The following is a 22,788-nucleotide window of genomic DNA, read 5'->3' as shown; positions in this document are numbered from 1 at the left end:
AAAGCCATGAGTACTGGTCCACTCATGCGCGGGACGGCCCGCTCGTACGGTAGATGCGCTTGGTTGTTCCATGGAATGGCCGGGCGGCTCGGAGACATGTCCGGGCGGATCAAGGGGAGAGGGATGTCGGAGGCGGACGCGGCGGAATTGTTGAAGGCGATGGTGCCGCTGTTCAGGATCCGTCCAATATTCGAGGATTCCTGCAAATTTGGCGGCAGCTGGGAGTCGCTACACGCGCCGAACGGCAAGGGATGGGCGCAGTTCCACTTGGTCACACGCGGCGCTTGCGTGGTCGAGCGGCCGGGCCTGGGCCCGCAGCGGCTGGAAGCCGGCGACATCCTTCTCCTGCCGCATGGCGACAGTCACGCGGTTCGCAGCCGGACGGGCGGCGCCGTCGGGCGTGTTACGACCGAGGTCCGAAATGGCGTCCGCCAGCGTGCAACGGTCGAGGCCGAGGTCGATACCGAACTGCTGTGCGGCCGTTTCCTGTTCGAGACGTCGGATGAAAATCCGCTGATCGCCGCGCTTCCCGACGAGATCATCCTGCGCACGGCGGAGGAGCCGCTGCTGGAACGGTTTCGGCGCCTGCTGATCGACATCCGCGAAGAGCTCGACGCAGGGCGGGTTGGATCGGAGGTGGTCGCGGCCGACCTCGCGAGAGCGTTGTTCGTGATGATGCTCCGCGATCATCTTTCGGACGATGCCTCCGGGAACGGGACGGTGTCGCTGTTGCGCGACCGCGTGACGGCCCGGGTGGTGTCGGCGATCCTCAACGATCTCGCCCGGGACTGGACGCTCGACGACATGGCGGCGGTGGCGATCGCCTCGCGTGCGACGCTGGTGCGGGCTTTTCAAAAGCGCGCGGGGGTCGCGCCCATGACGTTCCTGTCCGATTTGCGATTGACGGTCGCGCGCAAGCGGCTGGCCGGCACCTCCGATCCGATCGCAAAGATCGCCGGCGAGGTCGGCTATGCGTCCGAGGGCGCGCTGAGCAAAGCCATCATGCGCAGATACGGCATGCGACCCGGCGCCTTGAGGGAGCCGGGTCCTCGCGCGCCGGTCGTCAGACCCGATACCAGCTCCCCAGATTCCAGGTCGTGACGTCCCAGCCCGAGATGTCGGCCATGAGGCTATTGACGCCGGCGCCGACGATGTTGCGGGAGAGCAGCGGCACCAGAATATTGGCTTCGCAGAAGATCTCGTTGACCTTGATCAGGAGCGCGGCGCGCTTGACCGGATCGAGCTCCTGCTGCGCGGTCTTGTAGGCCTTGTCGGCCTCGGGATCGGACCAGCGCGAGATGTTTCGGCCGAGCCACTTGTTCTCCTTGTTGGCGATCTCCCAGGAGACGCACTGGTTCAAGAACCGCTCCGGATCGGGCTGCGGCTGCGTCGTGTTGTACATCTCCATGTCGCAATAGAGTTTCGAGTAGGTGTCGGGATTGCCGACATCAGACGAGAAGAACACCGATGCGGTCACCGACTTCAGCTCGATGTCGATACCGGCCTTCTGGCAGGCCTGCTTGATGATGGCCTGCGTCTTCTGGCGCGGGGCGTTGATCGAGGTCTGGAAGACGTATTTGAGCTTCTTGCCGTCCTTCTCGCGGATGCCGTCCGCGCCCCGCTTCCAGCCGGCCTCGTCGAGGATTTTGTTCGCCTTGTCGACGTCGAAGGCGTAGGTCAGCTTGCCCGACTTGAACTGCTGGGGCTGGTTGACGAAGCTTGCCGTGGCGATGCCGCCGCGGCCGTAGATGAATTTCTGGATCGCCTCGCGATCGATCAGGAGATTGAACGCCTGGCGGACGACCGGATCGGACAGCGTCGGGTGCTTGGTCTTAACGCTGGAACGCTCGCCGTCGACCTCGGTCCAGGGGTCCGTCGTGTTGAGGATGATGAACTCGACGTTGCCGGACGGCGTGATGTCGACCCTGCCTTTGCCGCTGGCCTCCATGCGCTTGAGGACCTCCTCCTCCACCAGCAGGTTCCAGGCATAGTCGTATTCGCCGGTCTGGAGCACGGTGCGCGCCGCTGAGACCGCGTCGCCACCGCCCTTGACCTCGAGCGTGTCGAAATGCGGCTGGTTATTGACGTGATAGTCGGGGTTGCGTTCGGCCCGGATCAGGTCGCCCGGCTTGAATTCGACGAATTTGTACGGGCCGGTGCCGACCGGCTTCAGATTGCCCGGCGCCTCGCGCGATTTCGCGCCGGCATAGTCGCCGAAATGGTGCTTCGGCAGGATCTGGCCGACCGAGCCGACGAAGGGGTCGGCCCAGAACGGGGTCGGGGCCTTGAACAGCACCTTGACGGTGTGGTCGTCGATCTTCTCGACGGTGATGTCCTTGTAGGATCCCGTGCTGTAGGCGGCGGTCGCGAGGTCCGCCGCATAGGCCCAGGTGAAGACGACGTCGTCGGCGGTGAAGGGCTTGCCGTCATGCCACTTCACGCCCTGCTTCAGCTTCCAGATAACGCTCATGCCGTCGGCCGCGAGGCTGCCGTTCGCCTTGGTCGGAATCTCGGCGGCGAGGCAGGGGATGAGGTTGCCGTCCTTGTCCCAACCGGCCAGCGGCTCGAAGAAGATGCGCGAGGCGATCTGATCCTTGGTGCCGATGGCGAAATGCGGATTGAGCAGGGTGGGGGCCTGCCACAGCAGGATCTTGAGCGGGCCGCCGCCGCCGGCCTTGGTCGGCTTGTATGGCAGCGTGGCATCCGCCATCGCGACGTCGTTCCAGAGCAGGATCTGGCTCGCGACCGGCGCGGCGATCCCGGCCGCAGCCATGGTCCGGATGAACGAGCGCCGCGTCAGCGTGCCTTGCTTCACCTCCGCGATGGATTTGCGAATCTCGTCTTCATTCATCGAATGACCCCCACCTCGAAGAAAAATCGTCGCCGCCACCCCATCATGTTGCATCGCGCGCGGGGCGGCAATGCCGGCGAGGCCCTGCGACGAAATGGCGAACGTGGAGATGGGCAGCTTCTGCCGGGACATTGTTGCCGGCGTGAAGGCTATGCCGGCCGGATTTCGTGATAAGCCCTTGATGGCAATGAGGCTCTCATCTGGCATGCGCATTGCACGCAAAGCGTGCGTTCGCAATGACAGTGGAGTGCGGGTATGAGCGTCAGCAGCATGAGCAGCATCGGTGGAAGCGCGGCGGGGTCGCCTTCATCCACCAGCCAGTCGAAATCAGCGGGTTCACAAGACGGCGCCTCGATGTTCTCGTCTCTGCTGGAGAGCGGCACGCCCTACGACGAGGTCAAGGTGAGCCTGCCGAACGGTATGTCGATCGGCATCGTCCATTTCGGTGGCGGCGGCTTCGACAGCAGCGCGCTCAAGTCCATCGAGGATTTCGTGCAGAAGCTCGCGAGCCAGCAGATATCAGGTGATCCGGCGTCCGGCGCCGACCAGGCGCAGAACGGCGACACGCCCGACGCCGTCGGGATCGACAAGGTTCATGTCGATCTTCCGAACGGAATCTCGTTCGAGGTGCTGCATTCCTCCGGCGGCCACGCCACGGACAGCGACGCCGTCCTGAAGGAGCTCACCGAGGCCGCCGAAGAACTCGCCGAATCGCTGTCGCACTATTCACCGGCATCGGCCGCAGCTTCCGCCTATGCCTCGCAAGCAAATTCGTCCGGCCGCAGCAGCCAGCTCGACGCGAGGAGCTGAGCAACACGCAGGCCGCCCTGGGGCTAGCGCCCCTTCGCAAGCGCCAGCGCGGCATCCACCGCGTTCTCGAGAATCTCCTCCGACAATTGCCTGTCGCTCACCGCGCGCGATAATTGCAGCGCGCCGACCATGGTGGCGTAGGCCGCGATGGCGCGGCGGCGCCGCTCCGCCGGCGTGCCCTCAGGCATTTGCGCTGCCATCAGCGCGAGGATGTTGGACATCTTGCCGGTGAACGCCTCGCGCGTCGCCTTCGGATGCCGCGCGATCTCGGAGACGAGGGCCGCGGTCGGGCAACCGGTCGCCGCCCGATCGCGATGCTTGGGCGAGAGATAGTCGCGGATCACGGTCTCGAGCGCGACGCCGTTTTCGAGATTGTCCCTGTGCCGCTGCTCGCGCCGCTCCAGCGCGTCGAGCAGCACCGCGCGCACCAGATCCTCCTTGGAGGCGAAGTGCGTGTAGAAGGCGCCGTTGGTCAGGCCCGCTTCCGCCATGATGCCGGCGAGGCCCACCGCGGCGATGCCGCTCTCGCGGAACTGCGATGATGCGACATCGAGAATGTGCCGCCGCGTCGTGTCCCTGTGTCCCTTGTCGTAGCGCGCCAATTCCGCCTCCTGCGAACCCGCCGCCCCCTATGCCACAAAAACGTGAGGTCTGCTCTATTGCATTATGATCATACTAATACATTATGATCATAATGCAATGGGCGGCCGACCGGGCGGTCCGAGGGAACCACAGGATCGAACCATGTCCGTCGAAGATGCCGCCGCGCCGGCCTTGTCCGCCGCGCCATTCGTGGCCCACACCGCGGCGCCGCTTCGCCAGACGGCTCCGCCCGCACCAAGCGCGGCTGAGCAAAGACGCGCCGCGCTCCTGACCGCGCCGATCTTGCCCACGCTGCTCAAGCTCGCGCTGCCGACCGTGACCGTCCTGGTGGCGCAGACCGCGGTCAACATCGCGGAGGCCTATTATGTCGGCTATCTCGGCACCGATGCGCTCGCCGGCGCCGCGCTGGTGTTCCCGATCTTCATGCTGATGACCATGATGTCGAACGGCGGGTTCGGCTCCGGCGTTGCGTCCTCGGTGGCGCGCGCGGTTGGAGCCGGCCGCCGCGCCGATGCCGAGGCGGCGCTGTTTCATGCCGTGGTGCTCGCGATCATTGCCGGCGGCGTGTTCACGCTCGGCGTCGTCCTCGGTGGTCCGCATCTCTATCGTGCCCTCGGCGGCACCGACGGTGCGCTTAGCGCTGCCACCACCTATTCCAACTATCTGTTCGCCGGCGCCATTCCGGTGTGGATCGTCAACCTCCAGGCTGCCGCGCTGCGCGGCGCCGGCAACGTCAAAGTGCCGGCCCTGGTGACGCTGGTCGGCGCCATCGTGACCATTCCGGTCTCGCCGGCACTGATCTTCGGGTTCGGGCCGATCCCGCGGCTCGGCATCGGCGGCGCCGGCATAGCCTTCGGCCTCTATTACGGCGCGGCGATGCTGTTCCTGCTGCGCTACATGTCGACGGGCGCGACTGGCCTGAAGCTGCACATCGTGCCGTTGCGCGCAAAAATCTTCGGCGACATGCTGAAGGTCGGCATCCCCACCGCGTTCAACGCGGTGCTGACCAACCTCACCGTTATTCTCGTTACCGGCGCGGTCGGGCTGTTCGGCACCTCCGCGCTCGCCGGCTACGGCATTGCCTCGCGGCTGGACTACATCATGATCCCGCTGCTGTTCGGCATCAGCACGGCGACGCTGACCATGGTCGGCGTCAACATGGGCGCGGGCCAGACCGCGCGGGCACGAAAGATCGGCTGGATCAGCGGTGTGGTCGGCATGATCATGACCGGCACGATCGGCTTGCTGGTCGCGATCTTCCCGACAGCCTGGCTGCACCTCTTCAGCCATGACGCGGACGTCGTCAGCGAGGGCATGACCTATTTGCGCATCGTCGCGCCCGCCTATGCCGCGCTCGGCTTCGGTTTTGTCAGTTCGTTCGCGGTGCAAGGCACCGGCCGAGCGATGGGGCCGCTCGCTTCGTCCTTTGCGCGCATCCTGATCGCGGCCGGCGGCGGCTGGATCGCGGTGGCGAGTTTTGGCGCGGGCATGGCGGGTCTCGCCACCATGGTCACGGCCTCGCTCGTCGCCTATGCCGCGATCTGCGTCCTGATCATGCTGTCACCGTGGACGTGGCGCTCCGAGTAAACAGGCATCACTGGATGCCGGCAGCGCCGACAGCAGCAGCAGATTGCTCAGCAACTTGAGCGACGACGCGCTGATCAGCTTCATCGTCAGGGCGACGCCGGAATTGAACGGAACGCCCTGGAGCAGGGCATAGAGGCTCCTAGGCGCTTCCGGCTGGCGAACTTCGGGGCGGCGAGGGCGGTCATGGCTGAACTCCTTGCTGGCCTTGCCGCCAATCTCGCATCCGGGGTGACACTTTGCCGTGATGCCCATCACGCTTGCGCAACGCGCCCCATGACCTGCGAATTCGTTTCCTATTTTGCGCCAAATGGAGAACGAGAGTCCGTCACCGGTAGTCATTATGGATTTTCATTTCATTGATTTCGCCTCACGGAGAAGCGAATACGGTTTCACTGATTGCCGCCCGCGTGATGGAGACCAAGATGTCGTTTCGCCTCCCCCTGATCCTCGCAACCGCGCTTGCCGCCTGGTCGGCCGCAGCAACCGCCGAGACCATCAAGATCGGTGTGACGCCGGGCCCGCATGCGCAGATCTTTGAGGCGGTGAAGCCGATCGCCGCCAAGCAGGGCCTCGACATCCAGCTGATCGAGTTCTCCGACTACGTCGTGCCGAATGCCGCGCTCGATGCCGGTGAGATCCAGGCCAATTCGTTCCAGAACCAACCTTATCTCGACAACCAGAAGGCCGACCGCGGCTACAAGATCGAATCCGTCGGGCTGACCGTGAACTTCCCGATCGGCGTCTATTCGAAGAAGCACAAGGCCTTCGCCGATATCCCTGAGGGCGGCAAGGTCTCGATCCCGAACGATCCGACCAATGGCGGCCGCGTGCTGCTGCTGCTGCGCGACAAGGGCGTGATCAAGCTGAAGGACGGCACGGGCTTCAAGCCGACGGTGCTCGACGTCACCGAGAATCCCAAGAAGCTGAAATTCATCGAGGTCGATGCGGCGCAGGCGCCGCGCGCGCTCGACGATGTCGATGCCGCTGCGATCAACACCAATTATGCAACCCAGGCGGGCCTCGATCCCGTCAAGGATCCGATCCTGCGCGAGGACCCGAAGGGACCCTACGTCAACCTGATCGCGGTACGTGCCGCCGACAAGGACAAGCCCTGGGTCAAGATCCTCGTCGACAGCTACCACACGCCCGAGGTCAAGGAGTTCGTCCTGACCAAGTTCAAGGGTGCGGTGCTGCCGAGCTGGTAGGCAATCTGCCTAGCCAAGGTCCAGCGCAGGGGGCGATCCGGCGGGCAGCCTTGCGCAATGCCCGCTTGTCTGGAACTGCGGCAACCGACATCATCGGGGCCCATCCTCGCCCGACAGGGGTCGTATGAAACGCTTTGCAAACCTGAAACGACTGGGGTTCTTCACGCGGCTCCTCGATGAAGCCCCGCCAGGGGAGCGCTACCGCTTCGCCGCCGAGCAGATCGTGCGCGCTGAGAAAGCGGGCCTCGATTCCGCGTGGATCGCGCAGCATCATTTTCACGAGCGCGAGGGCGGCCTGCCGTCGCCCTTCACCTTCCTCGGTTACGTCGCGGCGCAAACCTCGCGCATCCGTCTCGGCACCGGCATCGTCACGCTGCCGCTGGAGAACGCGGTGCGGGTGGCGGAAGATGCCGCCGTGCTCGATCTGCTCTGCAACGGCCGCTTCGAGCTCGGCGTCGGCACCGGCGGCAATCCGTCGGCCTTTGCCGCCTTCGGCCTCGACAGCGCCCAACGCAACGAGATCTTTGCCCGCAATCTGGACGTGGTCCGCACCGCCCTGATCGGCAAGCCGCTCACCGGCGGCGATACGCTGTATCCGCAGCGGCCCCAATTGGACAAGCGGATCTGGCAGGCGACGTTCTCGGTCGCCGGTGGTGCGCGCGCGGGCAAGGCCGGCGATGGCCTGCTGCTGTCGCGCACCCAGCCCCGGACCAAGGAGGCGCCGAAGGCCACGCTCGCCGAGATCCAGAATCCGGTCATCGATGCCTACCTCGAAGCGCTTCCGCCGGGATGCGAGCCCCGGATCATGGCCTCACGCAGCGTCTTCGTCGCCGACGACCGGACTGAAGCGATGCGCCTTGCCGATATCGGGCTGCGGCGCGCGCTGCCGCAGTTCCTCAAGGGCGGTCATGCCAGGCCTGGCGAGACGCTGGAGGAGATGATCATCGCATTCGACACCCATGTCGGTGCGGCCGACGACGTCATCGCCTCGCTCCGCGCCGATGCCACGCTGGAGCGGGTGACCGACCTCGTCTTCCAGGCGCATTCGGTGGACGCGCCGCATCCTCATATCCTGCGCTCGATCGAGCTTGTCGCCGAGAAAGTCGCGCCGGCACTGGGCTGGGCCCGGACGGCGGCTGACGTGGCTCTGGCGGGCTGATCGGAGCGAACATGATCGCGTTGCACGAGGCTGAATGATGGCTACGAAAGATATCATCGACACGCTTGCCGGGATCGAACCGGGCACGGCTCTGGATGGCATTCGCGGACGCCGCCTGCAGGCGCGCGAGAATGCGCAGAAGAGCTATCTCTCGCTGTTCGAGCCGATCGACGCCGGCGATTTTTCGCTTGTGGAGCGTGCCGCAGTCGCGCTCTTCGTGATCGGCCTTCACCGCGAGCCCAATGTGGCCGCCTTCTATCGGGCGAAGCTCGCGGCGACCGCCGATGGTGCGCGCCTGGCCAAGGCGATCGAGGTCGAAATCGGGCGCGGCGAGACGTCAGGCCCTTACGGTGCGTATCCGGCCGGACCGCTGTCAGTCGAAAACACGGCCGGCCTGATCTATCGCGTGAGTGCGGAGGGCAAGTCCGTTCTTGGCGCCAGGCTCGCCGCGGCGCTGGAGCATGCGCATCTGCTGGTGTTTCGCCCGCGCGATGCGGCGTCCGCCGACATGAAGGCGCTGCTGGCCGCCGGCTGGTCCGACACCGGCATCGTCACCTTCTCTCAGCTCGTCGCGTTCCTGTCGTTCCAGGTGCGCGTCGTCACGGGCCTCCGCGTGCTCGGCGCCTCGCTGGGCATCGCAAGCGCTGCGGCCGGCGCGTAAGGAGACTGCATCATGAGCGCTGCAAACAACGTCAATCCGCCCGTCGTCTTCACCCAGGACGAGCTCGGCTGGGTGTCGTGGATCGAGCCGCTGCCCGAGGCAGAATTGACCGAGCGGCATTTCGCGGGCCTGGTCGATCGCTCCCGTGCCAAGTCCGATTACTTCCGCCTTCTCGTGCGTGATCCCGAGGTGCTGGAAGCCCGAACCAAGACCGACAAGGACATCTTCTACAACGTCGCCGATGGCCTGCCGCGCGCCGAGCGCGAGCTCGCGGCGGCCGCGACCTCGCGCTACAACGGCTGCATCTACTGCGCTTCGGTGCATGCGCGTTTCGCCAGCACCTATTCCAAGCGCCGCGACGACGTGCAGCGCCTGCTCGACGAAGGCGTCAAGGCCGACCTTGGCGAGCGCTGGAATGCGGTGATCAAGGCCTCGGTCGCGCTGGCCGCGACGCCGATTGCCTTCGGGCCTGAGAATATCGCGGAGCTGCGCCGCGCCGGCCTCGACGATGCCGAGATCGTCGACGTCATCAACGGCGCCTCGTTCTTCAACTGGGCGAACCGGCTGATGCTGTCACTCGGTGAGCCCTCGAAATAGGCAATCTCACCGGCACAAGAATTGCTGTTTGTTTCAACACTGGATGGAGCCGTGCATGAGCAACATCGATCGTCGTACCCTGGTCAAGGGCTCGCTCGCCACCATGATGGCGGGAGCAGCCTTCTCGCGCGGCGCCTTCGCGCAATCGTCTGAACCGATCCTGCTCGGTGTCAGCGGTCCCCTGACCGGGCCGAACGCGCAATATGGCACGCAGTGGAAGCAGGGCTTCGACCTCGCGCTGGACGAGATCCAGGCGGCCGGCGGCATCAACGGCCGCAAGCTCACTTACAATTTCGAGGACAGCCAGAGCGATCCGCGCCAGTCGGTGGCGATCGCGCAGAAGTTCGTCTCCGATCCCCGCATCGTCCTTGAGCTCGGCGACTTCTCCAGCCCGGCCTCGATGGCGGCCTCGCCGATCTATCAGCGCGCGGGCCTGGTGCAGTTCGGCTTCACCAACTCGCATCCTGACTTCACCAAGGGCGGCGACTTCATGTGGAGCACCTCGGTCAGCCAGGCCGACGAGCAGCCGCTGCTGGCGTCCTATGCGGTGAAGCGCCTCGGCCTCAAGAAGCTCGCGGTGCTGCACCTCAACACGGATTGGGGCCGCACCAGCCGCGATTATTTCGTCAATGCTGCAAAGGAATATGGCGCAGAGATCGCGGTCACCGAGGGCTATATCGCGGAGGAGCGCGACTTCCGCTCCACGCTGGTGCGTGTGCGTGATGCCAATCCGGACGGGTTGATCCTGATCTCCTACTACTCCGACGGTGCACTGATCGCGCGTCAGGCGCGACAGGTCGGGCTGAAGCAGGTGATCTGTGCGGCAAGCTCGGTCTACTCGCCGAAATTCCTGGAGCTGGGCGGCGATGCCGTCGAAGAGGTCCATGTCGGCACGCGCTACTTCCCGGAAGACCCGCGGCCCGAGGTGCAGAAATTCATCGCCGGCTTCAAGAAGAAGTACAACGGTCTGGAGCCAGACGCCTTCAACGCCTACGCCTATGATGCGATGAATATGGCGGCTGCCGTGGTGAAGATCGGCGGCACCGACCGCAAGGCGGTCCGTGACGCCTTCACCAAGGTCAAGGACGTGCCGAGCGTCATCTTCGGCGCCGCGACGTTCGACGTCGCGACCCGCCGCGTCAAGGGCGCCATGAACGCCGAGCTCGTCGTGCGCAAGGGCCAGTTCGCGCTCTGGGACGGCAAGCCGACCTGACTTGATGGCCGGAGCGGGGGCTCCGGCCGCTTTCCTCTCTACGCGGTGATATCAGCGTGTCTTCCTGGCTCGACTACACGATCAACGGGCTGATCGTCGGCAATGTTTACGCGCTCGTTGCGGTCGGGCTTGCGCTGATCTTCGGCGTCAGCCGGCTGATCAACTTTGCCCAGGGCTCGATCTATCTCGTCGGCGCCTATATCGGCTGGGTCGCGGTGGTGCAGCTGCATACGCCGCTGCCGCTCACCATCATCGTGGTCGCGGTGGCGGCCGCGATCGTCGGACTGATCATCGAACGGTTCGGCCTGCGTCCGCTCCAGAATTCGGTACGCATCGCACCGCTGCTCGCGACCATCGGCATCAGCTTCGTGCTCGATCAGCTGGTGATGCTGACCTTCTCGCCCAATCCGCGCGCGCTGCCGAGCCAGCTGCCTGACGTGCGCTTCCAGGTCGGTGGCGGCACGATCGGACCGCTTGATCTGCTGATCGCCGGCGTCGGTCTCACCAGCGCGCTGCTGCTGTTCGTGTTCCTGCGCTACAGCAAGCTCGGCTGGGCGGTGCGCGCCACCGCGCAGGACCGCGATGCCGCGATGCAGATGGGCGTCGACGTCAACCGCGTCAATCAGGCCGTGTTCGGCATCGCCGCCGCGCTCGGTGGCGTCTCCGGCCTGCTGGTCGGTATGTACTACAACCAGATCGACACCGCGATGAGCCTGCAGGCAACGCTCAAGGGCGTCGTTGCGGAAGTGGTCGGGGGTGCCGGCAACGTGCCGGGCGCCGTGATCGGCAGCTTGTTGCTCGGGCTGGTCGAGAGCTACGGCGTCGCCGTGTTCGGCACCAGCTACCGCAATCTGTTCGCGTTCCTGCTGCTGGTCATCGTGCTCGTGCTTCGCCCGAACGGCCTGTTCGCCAGCGCGCGACAGGCGCCACCCGAGCCGCTCACCGGCACTTTCATCGCGCCGAGCCGCCCGGTGCGGATTCCGCGTTGGGCGCTGCTGGTCGCCGCCGGCGTGTTCGCGATCCTGCCGTTCTTCCCGGTGTCCTTCTACGTGCTCCAGACCCTGATCAACGCCTGGCTGCTCGGCATGCTCGCGCTCAGCCTGACGCTGGTTGCGGGCACGGTGGGACAGGTCTCGCTCGGACATGCCGCGCTGCTCGCGATCGGCGCCTACACCTCCGCGCTGCTGTCGCTGACCCTCAACGTCCCCGTCGGCCTCTCCATCATCGCCGGTGGCCTGATGAGTGCCGCGCTCGGCACGGCATTGATCTCGCCGTCGTTCCGCCTGCGCGGGCATTACGTGTCGATCGCGACGCTCGCCATCGGCGAGATCGTGTCGCTGGTGATTTTGAACTGGGAGAGCGTCACGCGCGGCCCGATCGGCATCTCCGGCATTCCGCCGCTGTCGCTGTTTGGCTACGATCTGGTCAGCCCGACCTCGATCTACTGGTTCAGCTTCATCGTGATGGTCGTGCTGGCGCTGCTGCAGGGGCGGCTGCTCGGCTCTCATCTCGGCCGCAGTTTTCGCGCTATCAGAGACGACGACATCGCCGCGCGCGCCTATGGCCTCAGCCTGAACCGCTACAAGTCGCTGGCCTTCATCTTCGGCGGCTTTGCCGCCGGCGTCAGCGGCGGCATCGCCGCCCATCTCTATTCCTACATCAACCACGAGACCTTCAACACGCAGCAATCCATCCTGGCGCTGACGGTCGTGATCCTGGGCGGTCTCGGCAACGTGGTCGGCGCCATCGTCGGAGCGGTCGCGCTGGTCGGCTTGCCGGAGGTGTTCCGGATCGCGGCGGAGTATCGCATCCTGATCTACGGCATCGTGCTGCTGCTGCTCGTGCGGTTCAGGCCGCAGGGCCTGTTGGGAACGATATGATGGCAGAGCAGCACACACCCATGCTGTCCCTGCGCGGGCTGACGCGTCGCTTTGGCGGCCTGACCGCAGTGGATGCCATCGACCTCGATCTCGCCAGGGGTGAGCTCATCAGCATCATCGGCCCGAACGGTGCCGGCAAGACGACGCTGTTCAATCTCGTGACCGGGCTCGATCGGCCCGATGCCGGCAATGTCAGCTTTGAAGGTCAGGACATCACGGGTCTGTCGCCGGAGCGGCTCGCTGCCGGAGGTATCGCGCGCACGTTCCAGCTCGGCCGCGTGTTCGGCAATCTCAGCGTCATGGACAATGTCCTGATCGGCGCGCACACGCGGCTGCGCGCGGTGAAGCCCGCGGTGCCTGTGATCGGCCCGCTGCTGGAGTTGGGGCTGGCGCTGTTGCGTCCGGCCAGCGTCAGGGACGAAGAGGAACGGCTGCGCGAGGAGGTGAAGACCATTCTCGCTCGCTTCGGCGAGCGGCTGCTGCCGCGGATCGACCAGCCGGCCTACAGCCTGTCCTATGCCAACCGCCGCCGCGTCGAGATCGCGCGCGCGCTTGCGCTGAAGCCGCGCCTGTTGCTGCTCGACGAGCCGACCGCCGGCATGAACCCGACCGAAACCACGGAGATGCAGGGCCTCGTCGCCGAACTGAAGGCCGAGGGGCTGACCATCCTCCTGATCGAGCATAAGCTGGAGATGGTGATGCGCCTCTCCGACCGCGTCATCGTCATGGACGAGGGCAAGAAGATTGCGGAAGGGCCGGGCGAAGTGGTGCGTGGCGATCCCAAGGTGATCGAGGCCTATCTCGGCCATGGCCTGTCGGAGACGCCGGAGCGGGAGAGCGTGGTATGACGACTGGCGCATCCGAGCCGCTGCTGGCGCTCTCGAACGTCAACACCTTCTACGGCCAGGCGCAGGTGCATTTCGACCTGTCGATCACGGTCGGCCGCGGCCATATCGTCTGCCTGCTCGGCGGCAATGCCAGCGGCAAGTCGACCACGATGAAGATCATCTTGGGTCTGGTGAAACCGCGCTCGGGTGACGTGACCTTCGACGGCGCCTCGCTGCTCGGGCTGACCACGCCGCAGATCGTCCGCCGTGGTATCGCCTCTGTGCCTGAGGCGCGGCGGTTGTTTGCGGACATGAGCGTGCGCGAGAACATCCTGATGGGGGCCTTCGTGCGCAACGACCGCGAGGCGATCGCGCAGGATCTCGACAAGATGCTGACGCTGTTTCCGAAACTTGGGCAGCGGCTGTCGCAGCGTGCCGGTTCGCTCTCCGGCGGCGAGCAGCAGATGGTCGCAATGGCGCGCGCGCTGATGAGCCGTCCTCGGATGATCGTGATGGACGAGCCGACCATGGGCCTGTCGCCGCTCTATGTCGACCGCGTGCTGGAGTTGATCCGCACCATCAACCAGGAAGGCGTGTCGGTCTTCATGGTCGAGCAGAACGCCAGCCTCGCGCTCGAGATCGCGCACGAGGCCTATGTGCTCCAGACCGGCAAGATCGTGCTCTCAGGCCCGGCGCGAGCGCTCAAGGACGACCCCCGCATCCGCGATGCCTATCTTGGTGGCTCCGAGGCCGCGTAGCTTGACCTCGGCCTGATGGTTCGCCCGGCGATGCAGAGCATCGTCCGGACGCCCGCTGCGCGGACTCCTCACCATGAGGGTCTGCTCGCAACGTGGCGGCGAATCCAGGCCTCACCCCGAGGAGCCCGCGCAGCGGGCGTCTCGAAGGATGGTTACAAGCATTCCTGCAAAGCGGCCCCCTGGAATTGCATTGGTTAGTGTGATCATTCTATGAAAAGATCATACCGTTGCCGCGAAGGGGCGTGCGAACGGAATGATTGTCGTGACGAAATGGTCCCTACGGGCGGTGGAGCCCGCCACCGTGTTGCTGTTCGGCGGGCTCATCGCCGCCAACGTCGCCGCATGGGCCTGGGCCTTCGCGGCGTTCGGTGACCGGCCGACGGTGATGGCGACCGCGCTGCTGGCCTGGGTGTTTGGCCTCCGCCATGCCGTCGACGCCGACCACATCGCCGCCATCGACAATGTCGTGCGCAAGCTGATGCATGCGGGCGGTACGCCGCGCAGCGTCGGCCTCTATTTCGCCCTCGGCCATTCCACCGTGGTCGTAGTCGCGACCATGCTGCTGGCACTCGGTGTGGTGAGCCTCGGCGGCGACAGCCTGCTCAGGGATATCGGCGGCGTCATCGGCACATCGGTGTCGGCGCTGTTCCTGCTGGTGATCGCGGCCATCAATCTCGCCATCTTCGTCGGCCTGTGGCGGACGTTTCGCATCGCGCGCGCGCAGGGCGTCCACGACGCCGCGCAGCTCGATGCGCTGCTGGCGAACCGTGGATTCCTGGCGCGCCTGCTCGGCCCGATGTTCCGCCTGGTGACAAAGCCCTGGCACATGCTCCCGCTCGGGTTCCTGTTCGGGCTCGGCTTCGACACCGCGACCGAGATCGGCCTGCTCAGCATTTCCGCGACCGAAGCCGCGCGCGGTGCTGCACTCGCCGATGTCATGGTCTTTCCCGCGCTATTCGCGTCGGGCATGGCGCTGGTCGACACCGCCGACTCGGCGCTGATGGTCAGCGCCTATCGCTGGGCCTTCGTCGATCCCCTGCGAAAGCTCTGGTACAACCTCACCATCACCGGTGCCTCCGTCGCGGTGGCGCTGTTGATCGGTGGCATCGAGGCGCTCGGCCTGATCGCCGACCGGCTTGGTCTAACCGGTGGCGTGTGGACGCTGGTCGACGGCCTCAACGAGTCGCTCGCCAATGTCGGCTTCGCCGTGATCGCGCTGTTTGCGATCGCCTGGCTCGTTTCGGTCGTGCTCTATCGCCGCATGTTTGCGGGCGCCGCGTCCCGCGCGAATGTACTTCGGGGCGCTGATGCGACCGAGGCGGCCTGAGTCTGGCCGTCGTCGCGGAGCGTTGACGGCATTTTCGGCCATCATGCTTCTCGCGGATGACGGCAGCGCGTTCGCGCAGAGCAGTGACGCCTCGCGCGAACTGCCGCCGATCGAGGTCTCCGGCGGCGAGACGAAGCCTCACAAGAGGCCGCCTGCATCGCGGCGAGCCAGCAAGCCGGTCCCGGCCAATCGCGGTCACGTGGCTCAGCCGACGCAGGCTCCGGTCTCGGACGCCCGCAGCGTCGCCTCCGGCGCAAAGGGCCCGCCGGGCATGGCGAGCGCGATCACCGTTTCCGGCGATGAGGTCAACGCACGCCCGTTCATGCGGCCGGGTGAGGCGCTCGAAGTCGTGCCGGGGTTGATCGTGACCCAGCATTCCGGTGAAGGCAAAGCCAACCAGTATTTTCTGCGCGGCTACAATCTCGACCACGGCACCGATCTCGCCATCTATGTCGATGACGTCCCCGTCAACATGCGCACCCACGCGCATGGCCAGGGCTATGCCGATCTCAACTGGCTGATCCCGGAAACCATCAGCGCGATGGATGTGCGCAAGGGGCCGTACTTCGCCGACGAGGGCGATTTCGCCTCGGTCGGCAGCGTCCATATCGGCCTGATCGACCGCACCGATAAAGGGCTCGCGCAGGTGACCGCCGGTAGCTATGGCTATCGCCGCCTGCTCGGCATGGACTCCGCGAAAGTCGGCGACGGTTCGCTGCTCGTCGCGGGCGAGCTCGGCACCTACAACGGCCCCTGGGACAATCCGGACAATGTGCGCAAGCTCAACGGTCTCGTCCGCTACAGCCAGGGCACCGCGACCGATGGCGTCTCCGTCACCGGCATGGCCTACGCGAACAAATGGAATTCGACCGACCAGGTGCCGCAGCGTGCGATCACCGCCGGTTTTATCGACCGCTTCGGCTCGGAAGATCCGAGCGACGGCGGCAACACCAACCGCTTTGCGCTCTCAGGCCGCATCGCGCAGAGCGACGATGTGGGGTCGTGGAAGGCCAACGCCTATGTCGTGAAGAGCCAGCTCGACCTCTTCAACAACTTCACCTATTTCCTCAGCGATCCCGTGCTCGGCGACCAGTTCCACCAGCACGACGACCGCCTGATGGCGGGCGCCAACATCTCGCGCACGCTGAACGGATCGTTCGCCGGCCTGCCGATGCAGACCACGATCGGCCTGCAATCGCGCTATGATTCGATCGATCTGGCGCTGAGCAACACGTTCCAGCGCGGCTTCCTCTCCAGCATTCGCAGCGACAAGGTCGGCGAGGGCAGCGTCGGTGTCTTCGCCGAGAACACCGTGCGCTGGACCGATTGGCTCAGGACCACGGTCGGCCTGCGCGGCGATTACTATGCGGCCGACGTCAACTCGCTGTTCAATGCCAACAATTCCGGCCGCACTGACGCCGCGCTCGGCAGCCCGAAATTCCGCATGGTGCTCGGCCCGTTCAACCAGACCGAGTTCTTCCTCGGCGCCGGCACCGGCATGCACTCGAACGACGCGCGCGGCGCGACCACGACGGAAGATCCGAGCGATCCCACCACGCGACTTACGCCGTCGCCGCTGCTGGTACGTACGAAGGGCGCGGAGGTTGGCGTCCGCAGCAAGATCGTTCCCGGCCTCGACACCTCGTTCAGCCTCTTCATCCTCGACCAGGATTCCGAGATCCTGTTCTCCGGCGATGCCGGCGATACCTCGGCGACCCGCGCCAGCCGCCGCTACGGCTTCGAGTGGACCAATCATTACCGCCCGCGCTCGTGGATCGACATCGATGCCGATCTCGCCATGACGCATGCGCGCTTCCGTGGCACCGACAGCGAGCAGGCGGAGGTCTACGCCTCGCTCGCGGGCTATCCCGAGGCGCAGATCGGCAACGCGCCCGGCAATTACATTCCGAACGCGCCGGCGATGGTGGCCTCGGCCGGCATCACGCTCGGCGAGAAGACCGGCTGGTTCGAGACTTTGCGCTGGCGCTATCTGGCGTCGAGCCCGCTGACGGAAGACAATGCGTTCCGCTCGTCCGCGACCAGCATCTTCAACGGCCGCCTCGGCTACCGCATCGACAACGGCTGGCGCATCCAGCTCGACGTGCTCAATCTCTTCAACACGCAGGCGAACCAGATCACTTATGCCTATGGCTCGCTGCTCAAGACCGACACGCTGTACAATCTCTGCACCGGCGGCGTCGCGCCGACGGCGGTCTGCCAGAATGGCGTGATGGATTACGTGCTGCACCCGGTCGAGCCGCTGACTTTTCGCCTGACTGTCGCCGGGACGTTCTAGGCGATCTCAAGCCGAGGCCGCGCTCGGAACCGGCTCCGCCGGCAGATCGTCGCCGTTGGGATCGCCCGGCGCGGTGGCCCAGGCCAGCTCCACCAGCGTCACGATCCGGCGGCCGCCACCGTCGAGCTGGCAGACGATCAGGCCCTGCTCCTCCATGTAGCCGAGCAGGCGCTGGGCGCGGCGCAGCGAATGCGAGCCGTAAGCGCGTGCGATCGCGGCATCGCCGGGGCAGGGCCAGCCTTCTTTCGCCGCGCGTGCGATCATCATGAACACGCCCTGCATGTCGTCGGGCAGGATCGAGGCGCGCAGCGACACGTCCTGCCAGACGTCGTCCTCGGCATGCTCGGCGCCGAGCCCGGCGCGTGCGCGTGTCAGCATGCGGCGGAATTCGTTCAGATCAGGCACCGCGGAGCCGAGGCCCTCGATGCGGCAGCGAACCACGAACTCCTGATAGAGCACGCCGACGGCGCGGAAGCCGGCATCGGGCTCGGCAAGCACGGCGCGAAGCGTACGATCGACGCGCTCGCGCCGCTCGGCGAGCTCCTCGGCGCTGATCGGCACCTCGGCCACCTCAGGCCGGATCTCCGGCGCGGCCGCCTTCGCGGCGCGGAGCTGCTCGAGCAGATCGGGCGCGGGCCGGCGCTGCGGGCGGCTGGCATCGGGCGGCGGCGCGGCCAAGATCACGGCGCGCATATCCTCGAGCGCGGCTTCCGGCATCGGCATCAGCCGCGGCGTGGAATTGCGCGCGTGGGTGTCGGTCGGGCCGATATGCAAACGCAGGGGGCGTCGCGACAACGCCGGGCCGAGCGCCATGAACTGTCCGCGCTCGAGATCGCGAAAGGATTCGGCCTGCCGCCGCTCCATGCCGAGCAGGTCGGCGGCGCGCGCCATGTCGATGTCGAGGAAGGTCCGGCCCATCAGGAAATTGGAGGCTTCCGCCGCGACGTTCTTGGCGAGTTTTGCCAGGCGCTGGGTCGCGATGATGCCGGCGAGGCCGCGTTTGCGGCCGCGGCACATCAGATTGGTCATCGCGCCGAGAGAGAGCTTGCGCGCCTCGTCCGAGACCTCGCCGGCGACCGCCGGCGCGAACAGCTGCGCCTCGTCGACCACCACCAGCATCGGGTACCAATGATCGCGGTCGACGTCGAACAGGCCGCCGAGGAACGCCGCGGCACGCCGCATCTGGTTCTCGGCGTCCAGCCCTTCGAGATTGAGCACGGTGGAGACGCGATGCAGCCGCGCGCGCTCGCCCGCGACCTGAAGGCCGCGCTCGGTGTGATCCTCGGCCTCGATCACCAGATGGCCGAATTGCTCGGCCAGCGTGACGAAGTCGCCTTCGGGGTCGATGATGGCCTGCTGCACCCAGGGCGCGCTCTGTTCGAGCAGCCGCCGCAACAGATGCGACTTGCCGGAGCCCGAATTGCCCTGCACCAGGAGCCGGGTCGCCAGCAGTTCCTCGAGGTCCATGGCGGCCGCGGCGCCTGCCGTGGTCTGCCCCATCTCGATCGCAACTGTCATGCCCCGACTCAAGTCCCCATCATTCGCGGACTGGGGCTTATCAACCCGGCCGGGGCGCGTCGAGCGGCACCGTGCGAATCATGCCGTGTTGCCCACGGCGGAGTTCAGGCGTGATTCGATTGCCGTAAGAGTGCGGGCCGATAGGGCGCCTGCGGATCGTCGTCCTCATTCTCGGGGATCGCACAGGAGCCGAATTCCTGCCGGATACGCTCGATCTCGGCGATGCGCTCGTGCAGCCGCTGCAGATGCTCGGGCGACGTCGCGCGCCAGAACCGGAAGGTATCGGCGGTCAGCGGCAGGAACGCCGTTCCGAACAGCGTCGGCTCGGGAACGATGGTACGTCCGAGCAGCAGGAACCGGTTGTCGCCGGAGACCACGAGGGTCGCGTAGCCGCGGTTTCCGATCCGCCTGATCCCGTTCAGCGACCATTCGGTGAGCTTGCTGAAATAAGGCTCCTCGCGCCAGCGATCGGGACAGTCGTCATCGACGGTGACGTTGACCGCGTCCTGGCTGAAATGCACGATGATGCCGGACGTCGCCGGAAACCAGGTGTCATCGAGATGGCCTTGCAGCCAGGCGCAGACGAAGGACCGGCACATTTGCGGACGGCGGTCGTAGATGGTGCACCCGGTTCCCGTCTGCCAGTGTCTGCACAGCTGGTTCACCGGCTTGTCGACGGCGGCCACTTCAAGGATATCGCAGCAGGCGTTGCACGATCCGCACTGCCGGGTCAGCGGCGCCGTTTTCGGCAGGCCGGTCGCGCGAAAACCCTGGCCGTCGCGGACCAGGAGCTTTTGCTTCTCCAGCGTGCTCAGCGCGCGCTCGACCTTGAGGCGGGACAATCCGGTCGCGTCAACGATCCCCTTCATCGTCGTCGCGCCGGCCTCCACCGCGCGAGCGACCTGCAACGCCGTCTGATCCATCGTCTTCTACTTGTTCTTCAGCCCTTCGATCCGGCCATCGCGCTGCCCCGGAACCTGCGGAAATCGGCGCCCGCGTGACGGCTAGCAGTCGCATGTATGCGGGATTTACGCAAACGGACTGCTGAGCAGGATCGCCCGTATTGGGCCAAATTGTAAGCCCATGCTGAGGGGCGATCCGATCTGCATCGACAATTCGATCAGTGCAGGCCGGCGCGACCTACCGGCACGCTGCTACTGCGCGCCAGATCCGCCCTGCACGATCTTCTCGTTCAGCTTCAGGTCCACGGTCTCGACCGTGCGGTCGATCTCGGCATTGGGGGTGCCGAGCTGATGCGAGATCAGCTTCACCAGCAGGTCGACGCGCTCGATGAAGGGCGCGCCGCTCGCGACCGCGCGCGCGGCCGATGACGGCTTGAGCAGGCTTTCGGCGGCCTTGGCGTATTTCGCGAACGGCACCTGGTCCTGCGGATCGGCGCCGAGACGGCGGGCGATCGCGTCGACATGATCGTAGATCGTCTGCGAGCGCTTGAGATCGCCGTGCACGGCGTCGCGGATCGACTGCGGCTCGTGCGGCGTGATGCAGCGATAGTTGCCGGTCAGCAGCATCGACCATTTCGCCAGCGGCACGAACAGCGAAGAGAACACTTTCAGCTTCACCGGCACGTCGTGACCGTCGAGCGTCACCGCGTCGATGTCGGCTTCGAGCTCGCGCAGCACCTTGTTGTGCTTCTCGTCGGCGAAGGCCGATGCCTTGAAATTCGTCGGCAGGCCGACATGAAGCACGTTGGCGGCTTCTTCCGGCGGACGGAAGGCCTGCGGGTCGGGCGAGCACAGCGTCACCAGGCCGGGCTCGAAGCGCTCCCACACCTGCGCATTGGTGTAGGCCTCCTCGAGATCCATGTCGGCGAGCGACGGGATCCGCTTCAGGTAGGGCAGCGGCGGCATGTTCATGATCGACAGGCACGGCAGCTTCGCCGCGGCGATCTTGACCATGAGAACGCGGACCGTGTGGTTGGTGTATTGCGGCTCCTGCATTGCCAGGCCGACCATGTCGTAGCGCGAGAGGTCGACATTGCCCGGCGTCACCGCGTCGAGCTTGCCGGGCAGGTCGCGCGAGAAGATCGCCCGGTGCACCGCCTCGTCGCGCAGCTTGATGCGCACCTCGGTACCGTCACGGTTGATCAGCTCGGCGGTCTTGGCGCGGCAGACCAGGGACACGTTATGGCCCGCCATCAGCAGCTTCGTGCCCAGCAGGGAACCGTAGGAAGCCCCGAGAATCAGGATGTTACGCGCCATATTCCGTCCCTTTGAAAATGTGTGTGATTTTTGAGCCCCGGCCGTCATCCGCGGGCGAGTTGCCGGCATGTAAAGCGAAGTCCGCGGGGATGGCAACTGGGATAATGCATACAAGGCGGAAGGCGGACTGCCGGGCGGGCGCGGGTGATCGGTCGCCCGGATGGAGCGCAGCCCGATCCGGGACCGCTCGTCCGGCGCCCACGCCTTTCCCGGATTGCGCGGAGCCTGTCATCGGGCGGCGCTTCGCGTCGACCCGTTGGCTCCATCCGGGCGACGGGGCTCTCGTTGCCCGACGGGCAAAACACCCGAGAGGGCGTCAAGCCGCGCGGGCGAAAATATTCCACTTTACCGAAATTCGGAATTGGCGTATGTGTCGCCCATCTCGGCTCACCAAGAGGGGCGATCTTGTGTCGTCACTGTCGCGAGCCGGGTTGCGGTGGACGCGGCAGCGTCGGGCGCGGGAGGTCGAGGGCAGGGCGGATTGCTCTTCGTGAGCCCCAAGGCTTCGTGCCGGATGAGCGGCGCTGTCAGGTTCGTCTCGTCTGCAAGTTTCCGGCTCCGTCGACGGGGCTGGAAAAACTGCGGCGAAATGGCGGGCCGTGCGTACGGCAAAACCGTGTGGTCCTTGCTGCAAGCGCTATTTTAGGTCACGCGAAAATGGCTGAACTGCAAAACATTTCAAAAGGTTACGTGCCTGTGCAGACGCCTGAAACGGCCTGCGGCGAACCCGCCGGGCCCCAATAGGCCCTAGTTTCACAGGGATACGCTGGCGCGGCTTTCCGGTGTCCCAAGGGCGCTGCTGCAACGGCTGGACGGCTTTCCTACGGCCCCTTGGCGACGATTGTTCGAGATCAATTTCGCCCGTCACGCCGCTTAGTATGCTGGCCCTCAATGGGCGGTCACGCCTACCGTCATTGGGCAGAGGCATTGGGAGTTACCGGCGGCCCACTCAGCCAGATGATCCCGCGCGCGACCACATGACACTCCACCGTCCGCTCGCACGATTGTAAGATGATGAATTGTTGACCCTGCTTCAGCCGATCCTGCCATGCGCGAACAGCCGCTAAATCGACGCGAGAAGCAGCTTCTAAGGCGCATTGCTGCTGGGAAAACGGATCGTGAGATAGCTGGGCGGCTCGGAGACCGTGCCGAACGGATTTCACAACAACGAGCCCGATTGCTTCTAAAGCTAGGGATCAACTCACCGGCCGAAATCGCTGACGCTGCCAGGCGGTTGGCGTACCTATCGACCTACAAAGGTGTGACGTAAGGGTGGG

The 22,788-nt window shown here is 65.5% G+C and carries 20 protein-coding genes; 14 read left to right on the top strand and 6 right to left on the bottom strand.

Features of this window, described 5'->3' with window-relative positions:
- Window positions 1-123 precede the first annotated feature (123 nt).
- On the top strand, window positions 124-1,101 hold the full coding sequence (locus AB7535_RS29455; protein ID WP_231143376.1) for an AraC family transcriptional regulator: 978 nt from the start codon (window positions 124-126) through the stop codon (window positions 1,099-1,101).
- Here the strand turns inward: AB7535_RS29455 and AB7535_RS29450 are convergent.
- Entirely contained in the window at window positions 1,064-2,851 is a 1,788-nt protein-coding gene (locus tag AB7535_RS29450; protein WP_231143375.1) for a peptide ABC transporter substrate-binding protein, read from the bottom strand. The two genes, AB7535_RS29455 and AB7535_RS29450, sit on opposite strands and share 38 nt — an antisense overlap.
- A 255-nt stretch (window positions 2,852-3,106) precedes the next feature.
- On the opposite strand from AB7535_RS29450, the gene AB7535_RS29445 reads away from it, so the two are divergent.
- The gene (locus AB7535_RS29445) at window positions 3,107-3,661 is read left to right on the top strand and encodes a hypothetical protein (RefSeq protein ID WP_231143374.1); all 555 of its coding nucleotides are present in this window, start codon (window positions 3,107-3,109) and stop codon (window positions 3,659-3,661) included.
- 23 nt (window positions 3,662-3,684) lie between these two features.
- On the opposite strand, the gene AB7535_RS29440 is transcribed toward AB7535_RS29445, so the two are convergent.
- Window positions 3,685-4,263 (bottom strand): TetR family transcriptional regulator, encoded by a 579-nt coding sequence (locus AB7535_RS29440; RefSeq protein ID WP_231143373.1) that lies wholly within the window; start codon window positions 4,261-4,263, stop codon window positions 3,685-3,687.
- 142 nt (window positions 4,264-4,405) lie between these two features.
- Here AB7535_RS29440 and AB7535_RS29435 point away from each other — a divergent pair, with 142 nt between their 5' ends.
- Window positions 4,406-5,851, top strand: a complete 1,446-nt coding sequence (locus tag AB7535_RS29435; protein ID WP_231143372.1) for an MATE family efflux transporter — start codon at window positions 4,406-4,408, stop codon at window positions 5,849-5,851.
- Here the strand turns inward: AB7535_RS29435 and AB7535_RS29430 are convergent.
- The gene (locus AB7535_RS29430; RefSeq protein ID WP_231143371.1) at window positions 5,825-6,190 is read right to left on the bottom strand and encodes a hypothetical protein; all 366 of its coding nucleotides are present in this window, start codon (window positions 6,188-6,190) and stop codon (window positions 5,825-5,827) included. The genes AB7535_RS29435 and AB7535_RS29430 overlap by 27 nt on opposite strands.
- A 71-nt stretch (window positions 6,191-6,261) precedes the next feature.
- Between AB7535_RS29430 and AB7535_RS29425 the strand changes: the two genes are divergently transcribed.
- The 10 genes from AB7535_RS29425 (at window position 6,262) to AB7535_RS29380 (ending at window position 17,774) form a co-directional block, all read left to right on the top strand.
- Window positions 6,262-7,056 (top strand): MetQ/NlpA family ABC transporter substrate-binding protein, encoded by a 795-nt coding sequence (locus AB7535_RS29425; protein WP_028153283.1) that lies wholly within the window; start codon window positions 6,262-6,264, stop codon window positions 7,054-7,056.
- A gap of 124 nt (window positions 7,057-7,180) precedes the next feature.
- Entirely contained in the window at window positions 7,181-8,215 is a 1,035-nt protein-coding gene (locus AB7535_RS29420; RefSeq protein ID WP_231143370.1) for a putative FMN-dependent luciferase-like monooxygenase, read from the top strand.
- A gap of 37 nt (window positions 8,216-8,252) precedes the next feature.
- On the top strand, window positions 8,253-8,876 hold the full coding sequence (locus AB7535_RS29415; protein WP_231143369.1) for a CMD domain protein: 624 nt from the start codon (window positions 8,253-8,255) through the stop codon (window positions 8,874-8,876).
- A gap of 12 nt (window positions 8,877-8,888) precedes the next feature.
- Window positions 8,889-9,473 carry an alkylhydroperoxidase domain protein gene (locus AB7535_RS29410; RefSeq protein ID WP_231143368.1) on the top strand — a complete coding sequence of 195 codons (585 nt, stop codon included), beginning with the start codon at window positions 8,889-8,891 and terminating at the stop codon, window positions 9,471-9,473.
- A 55-nt stretch (window positions 9,474-9,528) separates the two neighbouring features.
- Window positions 9,529-10,686: an ABC transporter substrate-binding protein gene (locus AB7535_RS29405; RefSeq protein ID WP_231143367.1), complete on the top strand. Its 1,158-nt coding sequence runs from the start codon at window positions 9,529-9,531 to the stop codon at window positions 10,684-10,686.
- Between the two features lie 56 nt (window positions 10,687-10,742).
- Entirely contained in the window at window positions 10,743-12,566 is a 1,824-nt protein-coding gene (locus AB7535_RS29400; protein ID WP_231143366.1) for an ABC transporter permease, read from the top strand.
- The gene (locus AB7535_RS29395) at window positions 12,566-13,414 is read left to right on the top strand and encodes an ABC transporter ATP-binding protein (protein WP_354114652.1); all 849 of its coding nucleotides are present in this window, start codon (window positions 12,566-12,568) and stop codon (window positions 13,412-13,414) included. Before AB7535_RS29400 ends, AB7535_RS29395 begins: the two co-directional genes overlap by 1 nt.
- Window positions 13,411-14,151: an ABC transporter ATP-binding protein gene (locus tag AB7535_RS29390; RefSeq protein WP_166344171.1), complete on the top strand. Its 741-nt coding sequence runs from the start codon at window positions 13,411-13,413 to the stop codon at window positions 14,149-14,151. The genes AB7535_RS29395 and AB7535_RS29390 overlap by 4 nt, the downstream gene beginning before the upstream one ends.
- A 253-nt stretch (window positions 14,152-14,404) precedes the next feature.
- Window positions 14,405-15,478 carry a HoxN/HupN/NixA family nickel/cobalt transporter gene (locus AB7535_RS29385; protein WP_231143364.1) on the top strand — a complete coding sequence of 358 codons (1,074 nt, stop codon included), beginning with the start codon at window positions 14,405-14,407 and terminating at the stop codon, window positions 15,476-15,478.
- Window positions 15,459-17,774 (top strand): TonB-dependent receptor, encoded by a 2,316-nt coding sequence (locus AB7535_RS29380; RefSeq protein WP_354114651.1) that lies wholly within the window; start codon window positions 15,459-15,461, stop codon window positions 17,772-17,774. The genes AB7535_RS29385 and AB7535_RS29380 overlap by 20 nt, the downstream gene beginning before the upstream one ends.
- Before the next feature lie 6 nt (window positions 17,775-17,780).
- Here AB7535_RS29380 and AB7535_RS29375 read toward each other — a convergent pair whose 3' ends face one another.
- The 3 genes from AB7535_RS29375 to AB7535_RS29365 form a co-directional block, all read right to left on the bottom strand.
- Window positions 17,781-19,292 carry an ATP-binding protein gene (locus tag AB7535_RS29375; protein WP_135215615.1) on the bottom strand — a complete coding sequence of 504 codons (1,512 nt, stop codon included), beginning with the start codon at window positions 19,290-19,292 and terminating at the stop codon, window positions 17,781-17,783.
- A gap of 104 nt (window positions 19,293-19,396) precedes the next feature.
- Window positions 19,397-20,215 (bottom strand): YkgJ family cysteine cluster protein, encoded by an 819-nt coding sequence (locus AB7535_RS29370; protein WP_231143363.1) that lies wholly within the window; start codon window positions 20,213-20,215, stop codon window positions 19,397-19,399.
- A gap of 231 nt (window positions 20,216-20,446) precedes the next feature.
- Window positions 20,447-21,511 (bottom strand): ketopantoate reductase family protein, encoded by a 1,065-nt coding sequence (locus AB7535_RS29365; protein WP_063981258.1) that lies wholly within the window; start codon window positions 21,509-21,511, stop codon window positions 20,447-20,449.
- Between the two features lie 1,048 nt (window positions 21,512-22,559).
- Here AB7535_RS29365 and AB7535_RS29360 point away from each other — a divergent pair.
- Window positions 22,560-22,781: a LuxR C-terminal-related transcriptional regulator gene (locus AB7535_RS29360; protein ID WP_354120503.1), complete on the top strand. Its 222-nt coding sequence runs from the start codon at window positions 22,560-22,562 to the stop codon at window positions 22,779-22,781.
- Window positions 22,782-22,788: the final 7 nt, after the last annotated feature.

The sequence above is a fragment of the Bradyrhizobium sp. 956_D2_N1_4 genome, assembly GCF_052076025.1.
GTDB classification, from domain to species: Bacteria; Pseudomonadota; Alphaproteobacteria; order Rhizobiales; family Xanthobacteraceae; genus Bradyrhizobium; species Bradyrhizobium barranii.
The sequence above is the reverse complement of the archived record's forward strand: the minus strand, read 5'-3'. Positions and strand labels throughout refer to the sequence as shown.

Excerpts from the sequence above, each read along its gene's own strand:
- AB7535_RS29455 (WP_231143376.1), top strand. The coding sequence starts at position 124 with ATGTCGGAGGCGGACGCGGCGGAATTGTTGAAGGCGATGGTGCCGCTG.
- AB7535_RS29415 (WP_231143369.1), top strand. The coding sequence starts at position 8,253 with ATGGCTACGAAAGATATCATCGACACGCTTGCCGGGATCGAACCGGGC.
- AB7535_RS29375 (WP_135215615.1), bottom strand. The coding sequence starts at position 19,292 with ATGACAGTTGCGATCGAGATGGGGCAGACCACGGCAGGCGCCGCGGCC.
- AB7535_RS29390 (WP_166344171.1), top strand. The coding sequence starts at position 13,411 with ATGACGACTGGCGCATCCGAGCCGCTGCTGGCGCTCTCGAACGTCAAC.
- AB7535_RS29450 (WP_231143375.1), bottom strand. The coding sequence starts at position 2,851 with ATGAATGAAGACGAGATTCGCAAATCCATCGCGGAGGTGAAGCAAGGC.
- AB7535_RS29395 (WP_354114652.1), top strand. The coding sequence starts at position 12,566 with ATGGCAGAGCAGCACACACCCATGCTGTCCCTGCGCGGGCTGACGCGT.
- AB7535_RS29365 (WP_063981258.1), bottom strand. The coding sequence starts at position 21,511 with ATGGCGCGTAACATCCTGATTCTCGGGGCTTCCTACGGTTCCCTGCTG.
- AB7535_RS29435 (WP_231143372.1), top strand. The coding sequence starts at position 4,406 with ATGTCCGTCGAAGATGCCGCCGCGCCGGCCTTGTCCGCCGCGCCATTC.
- AB7535_RS29360 (WP_354120503.1), top strand. The coding sequence starts at position 22,560 with ATGCGCGAACAGCCGCTAAATCGACGCGAGAAGCAGCTTCTAAGGCGC.
- AB7535_RS29405 (WP_231143367.1), top strand. The coding sequence starts at position 9,529 with ATGAGCAACATCGATCGTCGTACCCTGGTCAAGGGCTCGCTCGCCACC.
- AB7535_RS29410 (WP_231143368.1), top strand. The coding sequence starts at position 8,889 with ATGAGCGCTGCAAACAACGTCAATCCGCCCGTCGTCTTCACCCAGGAC.
- AB7535_RS29430 (WP_231143371.1), bottom strand. The coding sequence starts at position 6,190 with ATGACTACCGGTGACGGACTCTCGTTCTCCATTTGGCGCAAAATAGGA.
- AB7535_RS29370 (WP_231143363.1), bottom strand. The coding sequence starts at position 20,215 with ATGGATCAGACGGCGTTGCAGGTCGCTCGCGCGGTGGAGGCCGGCGCG.
- AB7535_RS29380 (WP_354114651.1), top strand. The coding sequence starts at position 15,459 with ATGCGACCGAGGCGGCCTGAGTCTGGCCGTCGTCGCGGAGCGTTGACG.
- AB7535_RS29445 (WP_231143374.1), top strand. The coding sequence starts at position 3,107 with ATGAGCGTCAGCAGCATGAGCAGCATCGGTGGAAGCGCGGCGGGGTCG.
- AB7535_RS29385 (WP_231143364.1), top strand. The coding sequence starts at position 14,405 with ATGATTGTCGTGACGAAATGGTCCCTACGGGCGGTGGAGCCCGCCACC.
- AB7535_RS29420 (WP_231143370.1), top strand. The coding sequence starts at position 7,181 with ATGAAACGCTTTGCAAACCTGAAACGACTGGGGTTCTTCACGCGGCTC.
- AB7535_RS29425 (WP_028153283.1), top strand. The coding sequence starts at position 6,262 with ATGGAGACCAAGATGTCGTTTCGCCTCCCCCTGATCCTCGCAACCGCG.